This is a genomic window from Paenarthrobacter sp., assembly GCF_031180005.1.
Taxonomy (GTDB): domain Bacteria; phylum Actinomycetota; class Actinomycetes; order Actinomycetales; family Micrococcaceae; genus Arthrobacter.
The window spans coordinates 1-16,282 of record NZ_JAPSHI010000035.1; the positions used below are offsets into that span (position 1 = coordinate 1).

Genomic DNA, 16,282 nt, shown 5'->3' on the forward strand with positions numbered 1-16,282 from the left:
TGACCCGGCTCCGGAACGCCTTCCAGATGCGTTCCTCGCTCCAGTCGTTCACGTCCTCGTTCGGGTCGCACTGGAAGTACATCCGCTGCACGGTCTCGGTGCGCTGGCTGATCAGCGCGAAGCCGTTTGGGGAGTTGGCGTAGATGAGTTCGTCGGCGCTGCGGGGAGCCTCCGCGAGAATCCCGAACCAGGCGAACGGGTATTCGTGGAAGTACCACTTGCGGTGGGCCTCGGGGATCTGGAAGCGGCAGTGGCTGCGGGAGCCGTCCGCGCCGGCGATGAAGTCGGCCTGCAGTTCGTAGTCAACGGCGTCGGCATCGGTGAACCAGACCCTGGGGGACCCTTCCAGGTCGTGGACGGTGGTGTCCGTGACGCTGTACCGGACGTCACCGCCGTCGGCCTCCCGCCGTGCGGCGAGGTCCGTGAACACGTCGGTCTGTGGGTAGAGCCAGACCGACTCCCCCACCAGTTCCTTGAAGTCGATGCGGTGGCTTTCGCCGTTGAAGCGCAGTTCGATGCCGTCGTGCCGGTCGCCTTCACGCAGCACGCGGTCCGAAACGCCGCTGTTCACCAGCATGTTCACCGTTCCATGCTCGAGGATGCCGGCGCGGACCGTCTCGGAGATCTCCTGGCGGCTGCGGATTTCGATCACCGTGGATTCGATGCCGGCCTTGGCCAGCAGGTGGGAGAGCATGAGACCGGCGGGGCCGGCGCCCATGATGGCGACCTGGGTTTTAATGACTGTGCGTGCTGCCACGATGTTCCTCGCTTCGTTGCCGGGCCCCGGCATGAAAACTGGGGCCGGCGTTGCTTCAGCCTTACGGCGTTGATTCTGCCTAACAGTGTGCGCCGGAGAGTGTGAACGGCGTTACGCTGATTCCATTGAACGGAACGCCGCTCCAGTCTCGACGTCACCCAGCCGCCGTGCGATGCCCCTCGCCGCTGTCTGCAGCGCCGGCACGAGGGCCTGCAGGCGCACCTCCTTCAGGGGAACGACGACGCCGAGGGCGGCCACCGCGTGCTTCTTGCCGTCCAGCACGGGAACCGCGATCCCCCAGGTGTCGGGGTCGATGACGCCGGCGAGCTGGGCGTACCCCAAGTGGTTGGCTTCGGCGAGCAGCGCACGGAGGTTCTCCACCGAGACCTTTCCGGCCGGATCCTTGAACTGCCCAAGGTACTCAGCCTGAACAGACGGCGGCTGGTGGGACATCAGTGCCAGGCCGGCGGAGGAGATATGCACTGCCAGGCGGCCTGCGATCTGCGCGCGGTTGGCGACGGACCCGCGGCGGGAGAGCCGCTCCACAAAGAGGGCCTCCCAGCCGTCGAGCACCGCCAGGTTCACGTTCTGGTTGAGTACGTGCTGGATGTCTTCCATGAACGGCATCGCCGCCTGCCGCAGTGCCAGCGTGGGTGAATTGCGGTTTACGAGCTCCCATAGCCGCAGTCCCAGCCGGACGGAACCGCCGGGGGTCGTTTCCAGGAGACCGTGCCCGGCCAGCTGCCGGACCAGCCGGTGTGCTGTGGTCAGCGGAAGCTGCGCGCGGGCGGCGAGTTCGGAGAGCTGCAGGACGGAGACGCCTTCGGGAAAAGCGGCGATGACGCGGACCACGCGGTCCACTACAGAGTCGCCGGAGACGGAATTGGCCACAGTCACTGCTTCCATTGAATGGTTTTGGTTGTCTCAGATTACATCCGCTGGTGATACAAATCTCATGTCGGCCGGTTAGCACGCCCGGCTAACCGCTTTCTTCCCACAGTTCCGACCGAACAATGAGGTTCCCATGACTACGCTCCCGGCCACCCGTCGTTCACAATGGCCCGTTTGGCTTTGCTGGCTCGCCATGGTGCTGGACGGATTCGACCTGGTGGTGCTCGGCACCGTCATTCCAACTCTCATCGAGACCCAGGATCTTGGGTTCGACGCTGTTGGAGCCACTTATGCGGCCACCATTTCGCTGGTCGGGGTGGGCATCGGCGCGCTGTTCATCGCACCGCTCTCTGACCGCTTCGGCCGCCGCCGCCTACTCGTGGCCTGCGTGGCATGGTTCTCCCTCTTCACTCTCGCCGTGGTGTTTGCCCCGAATGTGGCCGTGTTTGGCATTTTCCGGCTTCTCGCAGGCGTTGGGTTGGGGGCCTGCCTGCCCGCGGCCTTGGCCTACATGAATGACTATGCACCGGCCGGCACCGCGGGGAAATCCACCACGCGGACGATGACCGGCTACCACGTGGGCGCAGTGGCCACGGCGTTCCTCGCGATCCTTGTGGTCCCGGACTGGCGCATCATGTTCGTGGTCGGCGGGGTGGCCGGATTCGTGCTGGTGCCGTTCCTGTGGTTCCGGCTCCCGGAAACGCTGCCTCCTGTCCACGCGGAACACGGCAAGGACGCCCGGGATGTGGCGGCTCCACCGGCCCCTGCGCCTGCTTCGGTTCCTGCTGGCCGGGTACACCGCCCGATTGCCGTCCCGGCAGCCGAGCCGGAGGCCTCGCCCGCATCGCTCGTGCCGGCTGACGCCTCCGGTGAACGGGCCGGCTTCCGCGACCTCACGAAAAAGCCCTACCCGCTGGTGGCGCTGGGCATTGCCGTGGCTTCCTTCATGGGCCTCCTGCTCGTGTACGGCCTCAACACCTGGCTGCCGCAGCTCATGTCCGCAGCCGGTTACACCGTAAGCACCGGCCTGGTCCTGCTGCTCGTACTCAACGTGGGCGCCGTCGTGGGCCTGATCGTGGCCGGCATCCTGGCCGACAAGCACGGCACCAAGAAGATCGTGCTGCTATGGTTCGGCCTCTCCGCCGTGTTCCTCGCCGTGCTCAGCGTCAAGATCCAGAACGAATTCCTGCTCAACGCCGCCGTCTTCGTCACCGGCGTCTTCGTCTTCAGCTCCCAGGTCCTCGTCTACGCGTGGGTCAGCCAACTCTTTCCGGCCCGGCTCCGCGGAACCGCGCTCGGTTTCGCGGCGGGCGTCGGCCGCCTGGGGGCCATTATGGGCCCAGCCGTCACCGGAGCTCTCGTGGCCGCGGGTATCGCCTACCCTTGGGGCTTCTACGTCTTCGGCGCCGCGGCCGTGCTGGCGGTCGCTGCCCTGGTGGCTGTCCCCCACGCGATCGCCCCGCCACCCGGCCAGGGACCCGCCATCGGGAAATCCTGATCTAGCCTTCTGCCCCCATGGTGGGAGCCTGGGCGCCTCAGCGGCATTGCCATCATCGACGGGCACTACGGGGAGACGGACATACCCCGCAGGGGGCAGGAGGCATCGGCCCTCGCTCCCGAACCACCGGAGCTAACTGTTAGCCGCCCTTGGAAAGCCGAACTTTTACCGGGATAATTGCAGGGCCCACGGAGCGGGGACCGTCATCCCACGCGCCCAAGGGTAGGCGTGGGATAACCCTTTGACATGCGGCTGTTCATCCACTGAACGCCTTCCATGATCCCGCCGAACGGATAAAGGTGATACAGGACAGCTCCGAGGTTCCCGCCGTCCAGCCCGGCCGTGAGGTGATCCCAATAGCGCTCAGGACTGACGCGGTGGTCAGCGTTGCCCACCAACAGTCCATATCTCCGGGCGATAGCTGCCGACGATACCCACCTGGCGGATGAAATGGCGTTCCAGGAGGTCGCTTCTCAGGAGGGCCAGCGAGTCCTCGAAGGGATCGGCAGGGACGGCCGGGTCACCGCCCACAAGGATTATCCGCGACGGGGCTGCTTCTGCAATCAGGGCGTCGAGAAGATAATCGCGGTCCCGCTCGGAGCGCAGGCGGCGCGAGGAAATAATCGGGACAGGCTCGAAACCGCCTGCCAGTATTACCCGGGCAGCTTTGATGCGCTGGGCATGATCCTCATTCCCAAGGAACGCGATGTTGATCGGCGTTCCCGGAGGAATGGTAGCCTTGGCGGCCTCGACTTGGGAGATGTCTTTGGCAGCCACCTCCAGGGCGTAATGTCCATCGGACTGGCTGGCGGATCGGCAGTGGCTATCGAGGCTAGACATCCCCATCACCTGGCTTTTCTGAGAAGAAGCAGTTCCGCTTGACAGAGCAGAATCCGACGGCGGCACGGGCCATGAGGACGAGAACCAAGAGTCCGATTCCGAACGCCTCCCAATATCTGTACGGCGTAAAGTACAGGAGGCTCTCCTGGCCTGTGGCGGATCCGGAACCGAAAGAAAACGCGAGGACCGCACACGTGGACAAAAGAACAAGGAAACTCGCCCTATCAACGATCTCCAAATTGGCTTCCGTCGCTGTACTCCTCTGGTATCGGTGGGGAATACGCCTGGTGGGTCCAGTCAGAAATCCAGTAGGACCCGGGGATCTTCCCCGGTTAGGGCTGCCTGGAGGAGCCGGGTGAGGTTTTCGATGGTCACGGGGTGAGGGTTGTTGACCGGCACGGCCGGGAGGACGACCTCGACTGCCTCGGCGATCCAGTCGGCGGTGAAGCCGTAGTCGGACAGCGCCTTGGGTGCATCCAGGCGTTTGCGTAGTTCCTGCAGGCCAGTCAGTGCGTCGGCCGTGCCGAACGCTGAGGCGATGCGGGCCTCGGCCTCGGGCGCGGAGGGGGCATTGAAGGCAAGGACGTAAGGCAGCACGGTGGCGTGCGTCTGCGCGTGGGGAAGGTTGAAAGTGCCACCCAGGACGTGGCAGATCTTGTGGTGCAGCCCGGATCCGGCCGAGGCGAACGCGACGGCGGACAGGTACGCGCCGTAGAGAGCCTGCTCGCGTCCCTCTGCTCCTGCCGGGTCCTCGTTGATGAGCGGCAGACCACGGCTGAGGGCGCGGATTCCTTCGGCACCGAGAGCGGCGTTGATCGGGTCGGCGCGGGGTGCCCACATTGAGTCGATGCAGTGGGCCATGCCGTTCAGGCCGGAGGCTACGGACATCTCTACGGGCAGGGACAGCGTCAGGGATGCGTCGTAGATGACGGTGACGGGCAGAACGGCGTCGTCCACTCCAGTGGTTTTCCGGGAGGCTTCGGTCAGGCCCCACACGTTGGTGGCTTCGGATCCGGCGTAAGTAGTGGGCACGGCGATGATAGGCAGGCGGGATGTCAGGGCAATGGCCTTCGCCAGGCCTGTGGTGGACCCGCCACCGACACACACCAGCAGGTCAATGCCGGCTTCGGCGGCCGCCGCACGGGCCTTTTCGGCGACCTCGATCGGTACGTGCATAACGACGTCGTGATGCCACACTGCCACCTCGATTTCGGCGGCGACGGCGCGGGCCAGCGGCGTCGCGGAGTCCGAGGCGATCACCATCACGCGCTGCGCGCTCAGTCGGGCTACTTCCGCTGCGAGGTTCGCAGCGGCCTTGCCGGAACCGAAGAGGACACGCTGGCCCAGGGCCACATGGTCAAAAATCAGGCCCATAGTCAGTTCTCCCGTTCAAAATTGCGGCACCGCAGCCGTCGAGGCGACAAGCTCAGAAGCCGGCGCCCTCTTCGTCGGAGGATATTTCGTAATGCCACCCGGCCCATGCCGAGTGGACCAGGACCGACTTCTCATGCTCCCGGCCACTCGGTAAGGCCGGCGGAGCCGATGACGTGGTCGGGGTGGATGTATCGTGCGCTGACATCGTGCCTTTGTTCTTGATTTCCGTGAGCATGGCCCCTCCTGGGAGAGACCCGGGCCAGCTGCTGCTGCAGCTGGCCCGGGTCGTACTATTTGGTGAATCCGACACCGATGACGTCAAGGTCGTGTCCGATAATGAGTTCCCCGTCGAAACCCGTGGCACAAGCCTCCCAAACGCTGTCTGGTCTATTTCCCGGAACCAGATGTGAAAGGACGAGTGATTTGACGCCGGCTTCCTGGGCAATGGGTCCGACGTCCTCGATGAGTGTGTGCGCCTGGATCAGATGCTGGTATAGCCCTTCCTGAGCGTCGGTACGAGGTTCTGGAAAGAGGGATTGGGGCCAGGTCTTATCAATCACCTCGTGGACCAGAACATCCGCACCTTTGGCCAGCTTGATGAGGTTTGGCGTCTTTCCGGTGTCTCCCGAAAAGACCACCGAGCCGTCGTCTGTGTCAAAGCGGTAAGCAAGGGCAGGGAAAACGGGGGCGTGGTTGACTAAGGTTGCTGAAACCCTGACATGGTCATCTTCATAGAATGTGAAGGGACTCATTTCCGGGCAAGGATCCGAATTCGGGCTTTTGACGAACGCGGGGGGTACCGGCACGTCGAAAGCTTCCCATAGCTGGTTGGGATGTGGCTTACGGTTATCAAAAAGCCTGTCATTGAAGTCAGTAGCGTACGCCTGCACGATGAGATCCGTCATCTCCCGGGTGCCGGGGGTCGGGTTCTCAGGACTGACGGGGGTGGGTGGAGTTCCTGCCCCGAACAAGGGGGGCAACTGGCCGCGGTTACCGGGGCCCCAGATCGGTATTCTCTTGACGGACTGAAGACCGTTGAAAAGGCCCTCGCTGAGTATATTGTTCAGGTCAACGACGTGGTCAGAGTGGAGATGGGTAAGAAATATTCCGGCCAGCACATCTAGCGGCCCGTCCATATCCTTCTCGTAGTTGGGACCAAGTTGGGCCTTCCGTAGCTGGCCCATCACCCCGTGACCTGCGTCGATGAGGTAATAGCGATCCCCGACCACAAGGGCCGAGGATATTCCTTCGCGCGTGCCGCCCGGCCAGTAGGGGGGACCTCCCGAAGTGCCAAGAAGAACCAGACGGGTGCGATAGCCTTCAGCCGGCGCAGGGCCGAATGACCGAAAGGCTGATGATCTCTCCGGGCTGTCGCTACAGGCCGTCAGGGTGACGGCCGCTGCGCCGAGCCCGAAGCTGGCGAGGATATTTCGTCTGGAGACTCCGGATGATTCAAGTCTGCTCATCACGTCGCACATAGTTCTTGCTCCTGGTTTAGATATCTTTTACACTCGACCCCGGGCTGCTGCTTGGCTTTTCAAAGGCGGACTCACGGAAACAGGCGGCCAAAGCTGCTTAGGCTGTTCATGCCCCCAAAGTCATTACTGACTTTTTCTCCCCGATATCCGCTGGCTCGCATTTGTTTCTCGCATGCTCTGGCACTACAGATTCGCGGAAGACCCCACGAAGTAGGATGCCCAGTTCCTGTGGTGTTGAATTCGCGTTCGTCTCGTCGTACCAGCAGGCTCACGCTGCACGTGTTTGAGCTTCCCCCTTTGAGGGGTGACCCACCGCGGGCAGAGGGCAGTCGGGATGCCGGAGATGTCTTGTCGGGTCGTTGTCGTCTGCTGTCAGCGATGCCTCTTGTGAGGATGAGCGGCGCTCCTTGCAGCGCCGCTCATCCGGAACTAAGTTAGTTGCGCTTGAGGAACAGGCTGACGTCGTCGTTGCTGATGAGGTCAGGGACCGTCCAGCCGTCCAGGTCGTATTCGGCAAGGCACTGGTCCGCGAAGCCCTTCATGTAGTCCGTGGTGCCCTGCGCCTGCGCGGCAAAGAGGATCTCGGCTTTCACGTTTTCGTGGTTGCCTGAGTAATTCCGCTCGTAGAGTTCGTGCCGGCCACCGAACTCAGTGCCGATGGAGTCCCAGAGCAGCTTCATGAGCTTCACGCGGTCCACTGCCTCGACGCCGTCGGAGCCACGGACGTATTTGTCCAGGTAGGGCCGGATCTCAGCGGTCTTGAAGTCCAGTGCGGAGGAGTTCAAGTAAATCAAGCCGGACGCGACGTCCTGCTCTATGATTTCCTTGATCCTGGGGTAGCCGATGGCCATGAACATCCGGTAGGACAATCCGTAGTCCAGCTTCGGCAGCACGGTGCCGTTAGGGCCCTCGTCCGGGTTTAGGGTCATGCCATCGATCAGTGCGTAGAACATGTTCCGCCAGCCCAGCACCTCCCCTACGCGGGTCTGGACCCCGCGGAAGTCCTGGGTTCCGGCGACTTCCAAGGCCTTCATCAGCAGTCCGGCGATGAAGTCCAGCTTGGTGGCGAGCCGAATGACTCCCTGGAAGGTGAAGCGGTTGATGAAGCCGGTCTGCGGGAAGAAGTTGTTGATCTTCTCCACATCCCCGTAGGCGAACACGTTCTCCCACGGGATCAACACCTTATCGAAGACGAAAACGGAGTCGTTCTCGTCCATCCGGCTTGAGAGCGGATAGTCGAACGGGGTACCCATCACGGCCGCTTGGTGACTGTAGGAGGCACGGCTGATTAGCTTGACCCCGGGCGCGTCCATCGGGACCGTACAGATCAGCGCGAATTCCTTGCGCTTGATCGGCAGCCCATAGTGGGCAATGAAGTTGTAGTTCGTGATCGCCGAGCCGGTCGCGACGACCTTGGCCCCGGAAACTATCAGGCCCGAACCGGTTTCCTTCTCGACTTTCATGAACACGTCCCCGACCTGGTCCGGGGGCAGGTGGCGGTCCACCGGCGGGTTGATGATCGCGTGGTTCCAGTACAGGACCTTTTCCTGTGACTCCTTGTACCAGCGCTTCGCGTTCTCCTGGAAGGGTTCGTAGAAGTCCGGCATGCCTCCCAGGGTACCCAGGAACGCGGCCTTGTAGTCGGGCGAGCGTCCAAGCCAGCCGTAGCTCATTCGGGCCCAGGTCTCGATCGCGACGCGGTCCTTTTTCAGGTCCTCGACACTGTGCGGGGTGCGGAAGAAGGACATGGTCTTGCCGCCGGAACCGGTGTCGGTGGGAACCATGAGCTTGTCCTGCAGCTCGGGCTTGTGCATCCCGTCATACAGCCGGGCGGCCATGCGAATGGAGTTCCGGAAAGCAGGATGGGTAGTGACGTCTTTAACCCGTTCCCCGTAGATCCAGACCTCCCGGTCATCCTGGAGGGACTTGATGTATTCGTCGCCTGTCATTGGCATTTTCGGGTTGGCGGGGGTAGTCCGCTCATCTACCGTGGGTGCTGAGGACGGCGAAGGGGTTGTTGCTGATTGGCTAAGGGTTTCAGTCATGATCGTCCCTTTCAGGGCAGTCGGTAAGAACTGGTGGTCTTGCAGGTGACTAAATGGAATTGAGGGGCTTGAAGGATTTGGCGCCGGCGAACCAGCCCGATTCGGGAGCGTCGCCGGAGTGGTCCCAGGGCGCACCCTCGACGAAGCGTCCGATCTCACGGAACTTGCCGCCGAAGAACAGCAGGGGTTCGCGCTTGGTGACTTCCATGGCGATCACTTCGCCCACGACGATGATGTGGTCGCCACCGTCGTAGATGTTCCACGGCCGGCATTCCAAGGTGGCAGCGTTCTTAGTGAGCACCGGGACGTTGCCGTCGAGGGTCCACTCGGGCTCCTCCTTCATGACCTTGCCGGCGAAGTGCAGGGCGACGTCCATCTGTTCGAGCGAAAGGATGTTGATGGCGAAGGGGGCGCCTTCGAGGTAACGGGCTGCGCGCGAGGTGCGGGTCAGGGTCACCTGGGCCAGTGGAGGGTCTAGGGAGACGGCGGTGAAGGCGTTCACGGTGGCCCCGTGCGGAACGCCGTCCTCGGACCGGCAGGTCACCACGGTAACGCCGGTGGCGAACGTGCCGAAAGCGTGGCGCAGTTCGCGGGTGTCGATAGGGGTCATGACTGCTTGCTGAGTCATTGACGCCTCCTTAGTTCAGGCCTGATTTTGGCAAGGCGGCATCAGGGCGGGCCGTGTGGATTGAACGGGCGGGTGGCGCAAGACGCCGCCCCGCCGGTGGGAGCCGTGCCGGGTGTGGCTGGCTCAGTCCAGGAACGTCGGTGCTGTGTGTTAGTCCTGCGGATCGAGGATGAAGTCGTAGGTGACTTCCCGGCCCTTGCCGTCCACGCGCTCGGTGGGGGCGAGGATGAGCTCGGGCTTCACGGCCGAGGCGATGTCATCGGCGACGTGCTCGTCGCCCTGGAAATACAACTGCGTGGTGATGAGCTGGTGCCCGGGCGCCGAAACCTTCAAGTGCAGGTGGGCCGGGCGCCAGGCGTGCCAGCCGGCCGCGGCGATGAGTGCACCGCAGGCACCGTCGGTGGGGATCTGGTAGGGCGCGGGCTGGATGGTGTTGATCTGGAAGTTACCCTCGGCGTCGGCGATGATGGAGCCGCGGAGGTTCCATTCCGGCAGGCCCGGGGCGAACTGGGAGTAGAAGCCGAGGTCATCAGCGTGCCATAGTTCGATTAGCGCTCCGGGGAGGGGTTCCCCGGCAACGTTGCGGACCTGGCCTTGGAACAGCAGCGGGGTCCCTGGCTCGTCCTCGCGCATAGGCAACGTGGCGGGGCTGTTCTGAGAGGGAGCGTTCGGGATGTAGTAGGGCCCCTCGATGGTCCCCCTGGAGCCGTGCCTGTTGGCGTTGGCCACTTCCTCCACGGAGTGTTCTACCCAGACGTCCAGGAACAGCGGCCATTCCCCGTCCTCGCCGACCCTGATGAGCCAGGCCTTGAAGGCGTTGTATTCGTCGTAGGTGACCTTTTCCTCAAGGACGGTGTCGTTGATCGCCTTGATGATCCGGCCGGCGAGGGTGCTGACACGTTCCTGGCTGGTGTTGGCAGCGAACTGCTTGTTTTCCCTGAAGCGGGCGGTTGCCCCTGCACCTGAAGCGGCGGCCGTGGCGTGTGTTTCCGTGGTCATGATGACTCCTTTGTCGATGAACGGTTTGTCTGTGGACAGTCCGGGGCGTTGCGGGGGTGCCCTTTGCCTCCCGCCCGTGCAGTGTGCCGGGCGTCACATCCTGGCGTTAGTTCAACGGTAGAACGGTAATTGAGCTATGAGAAATACCTATTTCCGACTCATTGAAAGCCTTTGCATATGAATCACGAGGCGGGGCGCTTTGGTGAGGCGACGGCGGAGGGGTGCTTTGCGAGCGGCGTTACCTTGATGTCCATGTACGGAAAGAGGGGCAGTCCGGAGAGCAGGGTATGCAGTTCGTCGTTGTCGGCAACGTCAAAGACGGAGTAGTTGGAGCATTCCCCGACGATCCGCCAGAGGTGGACCCAGCGGCCGTCACGCTGTAGCTGTTGGGAGTATTCCTTTTCCTGCGCTTTGATGGATTCCGATCTCTCCCGGGATGTCCAGCGGGATGTTGACGTCCATTCGAACCAGGTACAGCATCAGTGTCTCCAAGGTGTCAGGGCAGGAGAGCGGAGGAGCTCCGGTCAGTCCTGCCGGTACTTTTTCAGTTTGTCTGCATCAATCAGCGCGCCGACGCCAGGCACCTCACGAACGCGGATGGCGCCGTTGCTGATCTCCAGCGGCTCGGCGAGGAGGTCATCCGTCATGTCCAGGAAATTGGAGAGTTCCCCCGCACGCCTGGAGCTGGTCTCGAAGGCTGCGCCGAGCGTCACCGTGGCCAGGCTGCCGACCTGGGTGTCGATCTGGTTTCCCATCGTGACGTCCACGCCCAGGCCCTCGCACAGCCCCAGTATCTGCTGTGCTTCGGTGAAGCCGCTCCTCGCGGTTTTGATGCAGATGGCGGTGCTGCCACCGGAGAGCAGTTCCCGGGACACGTCACCGGGCGTGGCGACGCTTTCATCACCCACAACCGGGATGCTGGAGTGTTGTACGAGCCGGCGCCGGCCCATGACCTCGCCCGCATCGCACGGCTCTTCCAGCATGGACAGGCCCAGCCCTTCGGTGCGGCGGAGCACTTCCATTGCCTCGTTGGCGGTCCAGCCGCGGTTGGCGTCCAGATAAATCTCGGTGTCCGCACCGAGGCCATCGCGCAGCACCTGGCATGCCTCGACGTCCAGGGAGAGCGGCCGGCGGCCGGTTTTTAGCTTGAAAGTGTTGATTCCGTACGTCTCCCGGAAGCGCAGCGCCTCCTCGAGCAGATCTTCGGCGGGTTTGAAACCAAGCATGTGAGAGACGCGCATGCTGTCGGTGAAGCCGCCCAGCAGCTTATGAACAGGGGTGCCGAGGGAGATGCCGATGATGTCCCAGAGGGCGATGTCCAAGGCACCCTTGGCGGTGGGATTATGGACTGTGCGGCGGAGTATCTGTTGGACCTTAGATCTGTCCAGGGGGTCCAGACCGATCAGTTGCGGGGCAAAGACCTTGGTGACCACCGAGACGATGGAGTCCTGCGTTTCGCCATACGTGTAGGGCCGCGGCGGAGTGTCCGCCACGCCGTAAATGCCGTTATCCGTGTGGACCCGGATCAACACGTGTTCCGCGGTCGTCACCTCGCCGCTAGCGAACTTCAACGGCCGGGCGTAGGGAATGGCGTAAGGGATGGCCTCAATGCGTTCAATTTTCATGGGGAGAATCCTTTGCGGCAGCTGCGGGCTGTGACGGAAGTGAATCGAACAGGGTCAGGAAGCTTTGTATCAGCGGCGTCTCGTTGTTGCGGTTCCACGCAACAGCCAGGTCCACAGGCGGCGGATTATGCAGCGGCCGGAAGACCACGCCCTGGAAGGAGAACATCCGTGACGTCATGGGAACCAGGGCGATCCCCATCCCTGCGGCGACAAGGGAGAGCAGCGTGGAGGTTTCCTTGGCCTCCTGAACCAGCCGCGGCTGGAAACCAGCCTTCCGGCAGGTGTCCTGGAAGATGCCGCTGACCACTGAGTGGCTGGGGTAACCAATGAAGCTTTGCGACGCCAGATCTGCGATCTTGAGTGTGCCCTGCTCCGCCAGCGGGGAATCGGCGGGCAATGCAGCTACTAGCCGGTCCTGCTCGAGCAGCTTGTGGGCCACCGCTTCCGAACGGATGGGCGGACGTAGGACTGCGACGTCCAGCCGCCCCTCCTCCAAAGCCGTCTCCATTTCAGGGGTTAGCATCTCTCCCTGGACCGTGATGCGGAGCCCGGGAAGGTTGCGCCGCGCAGACTGCACTATGATAGGCATCAGGCGGTAGGTGGCGGTGCCGGTGAAACCCACCCTGAGCACCCCTGTGGCCCCCGCCCCCACCTGCTGCACATCGGATTCGAGTTTCACAAGTTCCTCCAGCAACACACGGCCCCGATCCAACAGAACCTGACCCGCCGGCGTGAGCTCCACCTTCCGCGTGGTCCGCACCAAAAGCGGTGTCCCCAGCTGATCCTCCAGCTGCCTGATCTGCTGAGACAAGGGCGGCTGCGCCATATGAAGCCTTACCGCCGCGCGGCCGAAATGACGCTCCTCTGCCACTGCAATGAAATACCTGAGCTGTCGCGTCTCCATTCGAAGCCTCTCAGCAGTTGGTCACGAAACAAACACTCGTGCTGCATCTAGCCTAAGATCCGCGATTAGTAATAAGAAATACTCATTTACGGCTTACTAATACCGTTTGGATACTAGTCACCGGTCTTCTCGAACGGAAGGATGGAACAGCCACCCCCCGCCGTGTGCTGGTTTGAGGGGCGCCCTATCGCTAGAATGACGGGACCATGGCCAGCCAGCAGAACGATCTGCACGCGCCGCCCCGCGCCTTACAGTTCACGACTCAGGGCATCGCGCCGCTCAGCCGCATCCAGCACTGGGAAAGCCATAACGCCAAGGCCTTGATTTCGCTCGACATCCGGACCATCGACGAGTCCCCGCTGCACGCTACCGAACTCAACCTTCAGTTCCCCTCCCTTCGCCTGGCCCGCGTGCAGGGAACGCCCCAGATCGTCGAGCGCTCGGAATCGTTCATCCGGCAGAACCCCACCGACGTGGTAGCCGTCTTCTTTGCCCTCGCCGGCGATGCATTCTTCTATCACCGCCGCGGCCACGAGACCCTGAAACCAGGCCAGGCCATCATGTACGACGCAGACCTGCCCTTCATGCGCGGCTTCGCCGCGGGGCTTCAGGAACTGGTCCTCACGATTCCCCGGCCACTCTTCCGGGAGTTTTCCGGCGGCACATCGCTGAACCAGCCGGTACGCTTCGATTTCGGCCCCGGCGCCGGGACTCAGGCGCAAGAACTCGCCCGGATGATCGGCTCGGCGCTGGTGTCCGAGCCGCCGGCGGACGACACCGAGAAAGCCGTCCTGGAACTGTTCCGCCTTATCGCTTCGGGGGGCAAGGCCGGCAGCGGAACCGGTTATTTGGCAGCTGCCAAAGGTTACATTGAACGGTCCTTTGGCGATCCGGGACTCGGGACGGCGGAGGTGGCTGCGGCCGTCGGCATCAGCGAGCGGCAGTTGGGACGCGCATTCGCCGACGCCGGCCTGACGCCAGGTCGCTACGTGCTCGGGCTGCGACTGGACCGAGGCCGTGAACTCCTCGCCTCACCCGCCGCGGCCGGAATGACCATCGGAGAGATTGCCGCGGTGGTCGGTTTCTCCTCGCAGAACTATTTCGCCCGGACCTTCAAGGAACGGTTCCACACCACGCCGCTCCAGATCCGCAAGGCAACCAGGGCTGGCATCCAGCTCGATTAGTAGGCAGCAGACGGATTCGTTTTCGCACAGCTCCGACGCTTTTTAGCACTTACCGGACGCGTCGGCTATGACAGGCACCACCTGCCATGGTGATCTGGGACACTTCTTGGGAAGGCGCCATTCGGTCCGCGCCACAACCGCGGAGCTTCAGCGCCAAGCGACCTAGTCCAGCAACAACCAACGGAGGTTGTCATGCCAATTTTCAATGACGGAATTGCCGCCACTGCCCGCCCGGACGGTACCGGCATCGTCACTACCGACGTGCTGATCGTGGGCTCTGGCCCTGCCGGCAGCTCCGCATCCCTTTTCCTCTCCAATCAGGGCATCTCCAACATCATGATCACCAAATACCGTTGGACGGCGAACACGCCTCGCGCCCACATCACTAACCAGCGCACCATGGAAGTGCTCCGCGATGCCGGCATCGAGGACCAGGTCCTGGCCGAGGCCACTCCGCATGAGCTTATGGGTGACACGGTTTACTGTGAAAGCCTCGCTGGGGAAGAGATCGGCCGCCGCCCCACCTGGGGAACGCGGCCGGATCGGCGGGCCGACTATGAACTTGCGTCGCCCGCTATGCCGTGCGACATTCCACAGACACTTCTTGAACCGATTATGGTCAAGAACGCGGCCATGCGCGGCACGCAGGTTCAGTTTTCCACTGAGTACCTGTCCCACACGCAGGACGCAGACGGAGTCAGCGTCCAGGTGCTGAACCGTCTCAGTGGACACGAATACACCATCCGAGCCAAGTACCTCATTGGCGCCGATGGTGCGCGTTCCAAGGTCGCTGCCGACATCGAGCTCCCCATGGAAGGGTTGATGGACATCGGCGGCTCCATGAATATCACTTTCAAAGCGGACCTGACCCACCTCGTTAAGCACCGCCCGTCCGTCCTGTACTGGGTGTTCAACCCGGGCTCAAATGTCGGCGGCCTCGGTGCCGGCCTGATCCGCATGGTCCGCCCTTGGGACGAGTGGCTGATCTGCTGGGGCTTCGACATCAATGGCGAACCGCCGGTTCTGGATAAGGACGAAGCAATACGGATCATCCGGAATTTGGTTGGCATCGCAGACCTTGACGTCACGATCTTGGGCTACTCGTTGTGGGGCAACAACGAACAGTGGGCCACGCACCTGCAGAAGGGCCGCGTTTTCTGCGCCGGAGACGCCATCCACAAGCACCCGCCAAGCCACGGACTCGGCTCCAATACTTCCATTCAGGATGCCTACAACCTGGCCTGGAAGCTAGCCGTAGTGATCAAGGGACAAGCCGGTCCCGAGCTGCTGGAAACCTACTCCACGGAACGCGCCCCCGTGGCTAAGCAAATTGTGAACCGGGCCAATCAGTCCAGCCGCGACTACAAGCCGATCTTTGACGCCCTGGGGGTCACGAACGCTACCACCAATGAGGAGTTCACCGAAAAGCTCCAGTTGCGCAAGGAAAAGTCGCCTGAGGGCGCCGCACGCCGCACGGCGCTCCGTGCAGCTCTCGACGCGAAGGACTACGAGTTCAACGCACAAGGCACCGAAATCGGTCAGTTCTACGAGTCAACGGCTATCGTGACTGACGGCGGTCAGCGGCCTGCCCCTACCGAAGACGAACTGCTGCACCACCAGAAGTCCACTTTCCCGGGCCTCCGCCTGCCGCACGCCTGGCTCGGAAACGCAAAGTCCAAGTACTCGACACACGACATCGCCAAGGGCACCGGTTTCACCATTTTCACCGGGATCACCGGTGAAGCCTGGGCAGACGCCGCGGTCAGAGTTGCCGATCGCTTGGGCGTCGAGCTCAAGGCCGTGGTGATCGGTGAAGGCCGGGAGGTCCAGGACCTCTACGGAGATTGGCTCCGCCAGCGCGAAATCGAGGAGGACGGCGTCATCCTGGTCCGCCCGGACAAGCACATCGGATGGCGCGCCCACGCCATGGTTCAGGATCCGGAAGCGGCGCTCTCCGCTGTGCTCGCCGAAATCCTAAGCATTGATAAGAACGATTCTGGCCACTTCGCAGAGGAAGCCGAAGCCGTTCTCTCACCCGCCCGTCTTGGTCGCTGACACG

At 62.6% G+C, this 16,282-nt stretch carries 15 protein-coding genes and 1 pseudogene; 3 read left to right on the top strand and 13 right to left on the bottom strand.

Annotated elements, in window-relative coordinates; translation table 11 throughout:
- Both RIF72_RS18005 and RIF72_RS18010 read right to left on the bottom strand, forming a co-directional pair.
- A partial coding sequence (locus RIF72_RS18005) for an FAD-dependent monooxygenase (protein WP_309076198.1) occupies nucleotides 1–790 on the bottom strand: 790 nt, incomplete at its 3' end.
- Nucleotides 791–868: 78 nt separating this feature from the next.
- Nucleotides 869–1,648 carry an IclR family transcriptional regulator gene (locus tag RIF72_RS18010; RefSeq protein WP_309076219.1) on the bottom strand — a complete coding sequence of 260 codons (780 nt, stop codon included), beginning with the start codon at nucleotides 1,646–1,648 and terminating at the stop codon, nucleotides 869–871.
- 133 nt (nucleotides 1,649–1,781) lie between these two features.
- Here RIF72_RS18010 and RIF72_RS18015 point away from each other — a divergent pair, with 133 nt between their 5' ends.
- A complete protein-coding gene (locus RIF72_RS18015; protein ID WP_309076199.1) occupies nucleotides 1,782–3,146 on the top strand; it encodes an aromatic acid/H+ symport family MFS transporter in 1,365 nt (454 codons plus the stop codon).
- Nucleotides 3,147–3,349: 203 nt separating this feature from the next.
- Here the strand turns inward: RIF72_RS18015 and RIF72_RS18020 are convergent, their stop codons facing one another.
- The 11 genes and pseudogenes from RIF72_RS18020 to RIF72_RS18070 all read right to left on the bottom strand — a co-directional run bounded on the left by RIF72_RS18020 (nucleotide 3,350) and on the right by RIF72_RS18070 (nucleotide 13,039).
- On the bottom strand, nucleotides 3,350–3,541 hold the full coding sequence (locus RIF72_RS18020; protein ID WP_309076200.1) for a hypothetical protein: 192 nt from the start codon (nucleotides 3,539–3,541) through the stop codon (nucleotides 3,350–3,352).
- A complete protein-coding gene (locus tag RIF72_RS18025) occupies nucleotides 3,528–3,986 on the bottom strand; it encodes a hypothetical protein (protein ID WP_309076201.1) in 459 nt (152 codons plus the stop codon). Before RIF72_RS18025 ends, RIF72_RS18020 begins: the two co-directional genes overlap by 14 nt.
- A 297-nt stretch (nucleotides 3,987–4,283) precedes the next feature.
- A complete protein-coding gene (locus RIF72_RS18030) occupies nucleotides 4,284–5,360 on the bottom strand; it encodes a maleylacetate reductase (RefSeq protein WP_309076202.1) in 1,077 nt (358 codons plus the stop codon).
- A gap of 52 nt (nucleotides 5,361–5,412) precedes the next feature.
- Nucleotides 5,413–5,595 carry a hypothetical protein gene (locus RIF72_RS18035; protein ID WP_309076203.1) on the bottom strand — a complete coding sequence of 61 codons (183 nt, stop codon included), beginning with the start codon at nucleotides 5,593–5,595 and terminating at the stop codon, nucleotides 5,413–5,415.
- 55 nt (nucleotides 5,596–5,650) lie between these two features.
- Nucleotides 5,651–6,838, bottom strand: coding sequence for an MBL fold metallo-hydrolase (locus tag RIF72_RS18040; protein WP_309076204.1), 1,188 nt, complete (start codon nucleotides 6,836–6,838; stop codon nucleotides 5,651–5,653).
- 434 nt (nucleotides 6,839–7,272) lie between these two features.
- Nucleotides 7,273–8,883: a 4-hydroxyphenylacetate 3-hydroxylase N-terminal domain-containing protein gene (locus RIF72_RS18045; protein WP_309076205.1), complete on the bottom strand. Its 1,611-nt coding sequence runs from the start codon at nucleotides 8,881–8,883 to the stop codon at nucleotides 7,273–7,275.
- Nucleotides 8,884–8,932: 49 nt separating this feature from the next.
- Nucleotides 8,933–9,511: a flavin reductase family protein gene (locus tag RIF72_RS18050; protein WP_309076206.1), complete on the bottom strand. Its 579-nt coding sequence runs from the start codon at nucleotides 9,509–9,511 to the stop codon at nucleotides 8,933–8,935.
- Nucleotides 9,512–9,661: 150 nt separating this feature from the next.
- Entirely contained in the window at nucleotides 9,662–10,510 is an 849-nt protein-coding gene (gene catA, locus RIF72_RS18055) for a catechol 1,2-dioxygenase (RefSeq protein WP_309076207.1), read from the bottom strand.
- Nucleotides 10,511–10,692: 182 nt separating this feature from the next.
- Nucleotides 10,693–10,990: pseudogene (catC, locus tag RIF72_RS18060) on the bottom strand (muconolactone Delta-isomerase).
- Nucleotides 10,991–11,034: 44 nt separating this feature from the next.
- Complete coding sequence (locus RIF72_RS18065) at nucleotides 11,035–12,135, bottom strand: enolase C-terminal domain-like protein (protein WP_309076208.1); 1,101 nt, start codon at nucleotides 12,133–12,135, stop codon at nucleotides 11,035–11,037.
- Nucleotides 12,125–13,039 (bottom strand): LysR substrate-binding domain-containing protein, encoded by a 915-nt coding sequence (locus RIF72_RS18070; protein WP_309076209.1) that lies wholly within the window; start codon nucleotides 13,037–13,039, stop codon nucleotides 12,125–12,127. Before RIF72_RS18070 ends, RIF72_RS18065 begins: the two co-directional genes overlap by 11 nt.
- Before the next feature lie 206 nt (nucleotides 13,040–13,245).
- On the opposite strand from RIF72_RS18070, the gene RIF72_RS18075 reads away from it, so the two are divergent.
- Both RIF72_RS18075 and RIF72_RS18080 read left to right on the top strand, forming a co-directional pair.
- Nucleotides 13,246–14,223, top strand: a complete 978-nt coding sequence (locus RIF72_RS18075; RefSeq protein WP_309076210.1) for an AraC family transcriptional regulator — start codon at nucleotides 13,246–13,248, stop codon at nucleotides 14,221–14,223.
- 192 nt (nucleotides 14,224–14,415) lie between these two features.
- Nucleotides 14,416–16,278, top strand: a complete 1,863-nt coding sequence (locus RIF72_RS18080) for an FAD-dependent monooxygenase (protein WP_309076211.1) — start codon at nucleotides 14,416–14,418, stop codon at nucleotides 16,276–16,278.
- Nucleotides 16,279–16,282: the final 4 nt, after the last annotated feature.

What these genes read in the sequence shown, in the direction of transcription:
- RIF72_RS18045 (WP_309076205.1), bottom strand. Translation starts at nt 8,883, where the DNA reads ATGACTGAAACCCTTAGCCAATCAGCAACAACCCCTTCGCCGTCCTCA.
- RIF72_RS18075 (WP_309076210.1), top strand. Translation starts at nt 13,246, where the DNA reads ATGGCCAGCCAGCAGAACGATCTGCACGCGCCGCCCCGCGCCTTACAG.
- RIF72_RS18065 (WP_309076208.1), bottom strand. Translation starts at nt 12,135, where the DNA reads ATGAAAATTGAACGCATTGAGGCCATCCCTTACGCCATTCCCTACGCC.
- RIF72_RS18015 (WP_309076199.1), top strand. Translation starts at nt 1,782, where the DNA reads ATGACTACGCTCCCGGCCACCCGTCGTTCACAATGGCCCGTTTGGCTT.
- catA (WP_309076207.1), bottom strand. Translation starts at nt 10,510, where the DNA reads ATGACCACGGAAACACACGCCACGGCCGCCGCTTCAGGTGCAGGGGCA.
- RIF72_RS18035 (WP_309076203.1), bottom strand. Translation starts at nt 5,595, where the DNA reads ATGCTCACGGAAATCAAGAACAAAGGCACGATGTCAGCGCACGATACA.
- RIF72_RS18080 (WP_309076211.1), top strand. Translation starts at nt 14,416, where the DNA reads ATGCCAATTTTCAATGACGGAATTGCCGCCACTGCCCGCCCGGACGGT.
- RIF72_RS18070 (WP_309076209.1), bottom strand. Translation starts at nt 13,039, where the DNA reads ATGGAGACGCGACAGCTCAGGTATTTCATTGCAGTGGCAGAGGAGCGT.
- RIF72_RS18050 (WP_309076206.1), bottom strand. Translation starts at nt 9,511, where the DNA reads ATGACTCAGCAAGCAGTCATGACCCCTATCGACACCCGCGAACTGCGC.
- RIF72_RS18030 (WP_309076202.1), bottom strand. Translation starts at nt 5,360, where the DNA reads ATGGGCCTGATTTTTGACCATGTGGCCCTGGGCCAGCGTGTCCTCTTC.
- RIF72_RS18040 (WP_309076204.1), bottom strand. Translation starts at nt 6,838, where the DNA reads ATGTGCGACGTGATGAGCAGACTTGAATCATCCGGAGTCTCCAGACGA.
- RIF72_RS18025 (WP_309076201.1), bottom strand. Translation starts at nt 3,986, where the DNA reads ATGTCTAGCCTCGATAGCCACTGCCGATCCGCCAGCCAGTCCGATGGA.